Here is a 2,243-nt window from a genome sequence, read left to right as displayed (position 1 = left end):
ACCTATTACCTGATAGCTATGCTTTTTTGATTGCTTTTCTAAACGCTCTCAGTGCTATATTCACCCCAAAAATGGCATATCCACCGGCAACAAGAAAACAAAGCCACAATGGAATCTTGAATTCTGAGCTGTCCCTATCTTGCGCCTAGTGACAGCTTCGCTTTTATAATGCATCGATTATTTTTGAAAAATCACCAACCCCTTTTTGACTTCCCTAATAATCGACTTGACGAACTTTAGATCATCTAACAATTCAATGCCAGCGGTATAGGCTACACTAGTGCTGTCCCGGAACATAACGTTTGTATCGATTTTGCCTATGCAAACCTGGGTTAGGGAAGAATGTGATTTTTCAAATCAACTATCTATCCCGTTTATGCACCTGTGTCGCCTGAAAAAAAACAGGCAGTTGGCCACGAAAAATTGTGAATGCGATATTTCTTATTGCGGAGTGGCTACTCCTAGAGGATGCTACCCTATGTCAAACGGTCTATGAATACTTCCGACAATGGTGAAAAGACAGTGATTGTGAAACCATGAATGATGCCTGGCGAGAAATAGTACAGGTGAAAGCCGAACCCAGTGCCGGAATCCTATTTGGCAGATTGCTGATGTTTCGGTCGCTATGTCTGCCTATGCCTTTTCAATTTTGGATCTTGGCAAAGCTTGCCCACACACCATTGTGTCTGGCATAAAGTTATTATAGAAAAGAGTGATCTCAAGGAAACTACCCAGCACATGGTGGGCAGAAAAGGTTATTGATGAACAAACTATCCAAGATTGTTAAGGGTCAATTATGTCCCCGTCCTGAACAACCAACACTTCTATTTGGTGCGCTTCCTGGATTTCCTGGATCAAACTTTGCAAAAAATCCGTGGTAGTGGCCGCATGTGTGGAACCGGGAGCACCGATTATTAGAGTATCAATCTGATGCTCGCTGATTACGTTGTGAACAATCTCCATAAAAGAGCCATGCCGCACAATTGTCTGGGCTTTCCATCCGGCTTTTTTCGCACGCTCACAGGCCATAGCGAGCAGGAACTCTCCCATATCTTCCAATTCATTCTGAACTACTTTGGTGTGCCTGACAGGCCCCAGTTTCTCCAGAAAATGAACATTTGAGATATACAGGAAAATTAGCTTTGCTTTCCATTTCTTGGCAAGAGCAATCACAGCATCCTGGTTTGGATAACTCTTCTGACCTCCGCGAGTGGGATATAAAATTATTCTCATGCTTTTCCTCTCAAAAAACTCCAAAACGAATCATCAGCCACAGATTGCCGATAAACAAAGTAATGTAGGTGATTGGTAAGCCGATCTTGAGAAATTCTTTGAACGAAATCGGGGAGCCCGCCTGGGTGGTGATACCTGCCGTGACTAGATTTGCTTCGCCCCCAATTAAAAACCCATTGCCTCCCATCGCGGTTCCCATGGAGAGTGCATAATACAAAACCTTGCTACTTGCCCCCGGGATAGAACCGGTTAAAAAGTCAACCACCGGCAGCATGGAGGCGGCCAGAGGAATATTTGCAATCACGGTTGATAGTGAGCCGACCCCAATCACAAGCACAAAGATAGCCAATCCCAAGTTTTCGCCAACGACTTGGCTGATGCTCTTGGCCGCGAGATCAATCAGACCAACCTCCTGCACAGCCCCAACGACCATAAACAACGCCATAAAGAAAACCAGAGTTGTCCAATCGACTGCCGTAATCATTCGGTTAATGTCAGGCTTTAGCCAAATCAGCAAAACCGTTGCGCCGACAATCGCCGGGACAGCCGGGACCACATGAATCCGTTCGCCGACCACAAAGCCAATCAGGGTGAATACAAAAACCACCCCCTGACTTCTTGAGAGCATCTGGATCGCGGATACGCCCTTTCTCCTTCAACTTCTCGTACAGCGTCTTGGAGATCCCCCCGCTGACCTTTTCCCACTCCTTGCGGTAGTGCCAAATGACATATCCACTCATCGCAGCGAGCGCAATCAATACACCAACTGTTTGGTTAACCAAAAAATCGTAAAACCCAATCCCGGCAGATGCCCCGATCAGGATGTTGGTTGGCGTCCCGATCAGTGTCGTGATTCCTCCCACATTTGAAGCGAGCACTTCGGGGATGATCAGTGCCAGGGGGTTAATGCCAAGAGCCAGCCCAATTTGCAAGCTAATGGGTGTCATCAAGAGCATGGTGGTGAAATTGTCGAGCAGGGCCGAGGCAACTGCCGTGAATGCCATTAAAAT

3 protein-coding genes are annotated in these 2,243 nt (G+C 46.5%); all 3 read right to left on the bottom strand.

Annotated elements, in window-relative coordinates; genetic code table 11:
- Window positions 1-783: 783 nt before the first annotated feature.
- On the bottom strand, window positions 784-1,233 hold the full coding sequence (locus tag AC3DOM_RS17595; RefSeq protein ID WP_487920343.1) for a universal stress protein: 450 nt from the start codon (window positions 1,231-1,233) through the stop codon (window positions 784-786).
- 10 nt (window positions 1,234-1,243) lie between these two features.
- On the bottom strand, window positions 1,244-1,840 hold the full coding sequence (locus tag AC3DOM_RS17590) for an ArsB/NhaD family transporter (RefSeq protein WP_487920342.1): 597 nt from the start codon (window positions 1,838-1,840) through the stop codon (window positions 1,244-1,246).
- Window positions 1,728-2,243, bottom strand: a 516-nt coding sequence (locus AC3DOM_RS17585; RefSeq protein WP_487920341.1) for an ArsB/NhaD family transporter, incomplete at its 5' end; no start/stop codon positions are given. The genes AC3DOM_RS17590 and AC3DOM_RS17585, both read right to left, overlap by 113 nt.

It is taken from the genome of Candidatus Desulfolinea nitratireducens, assembly GCF_982879505.1.
The sequence above is the reverse complement of the archived record's forward strand: the minus strand, read 5'-3'. Positions and strand labels throughout refer to the sequence as shown.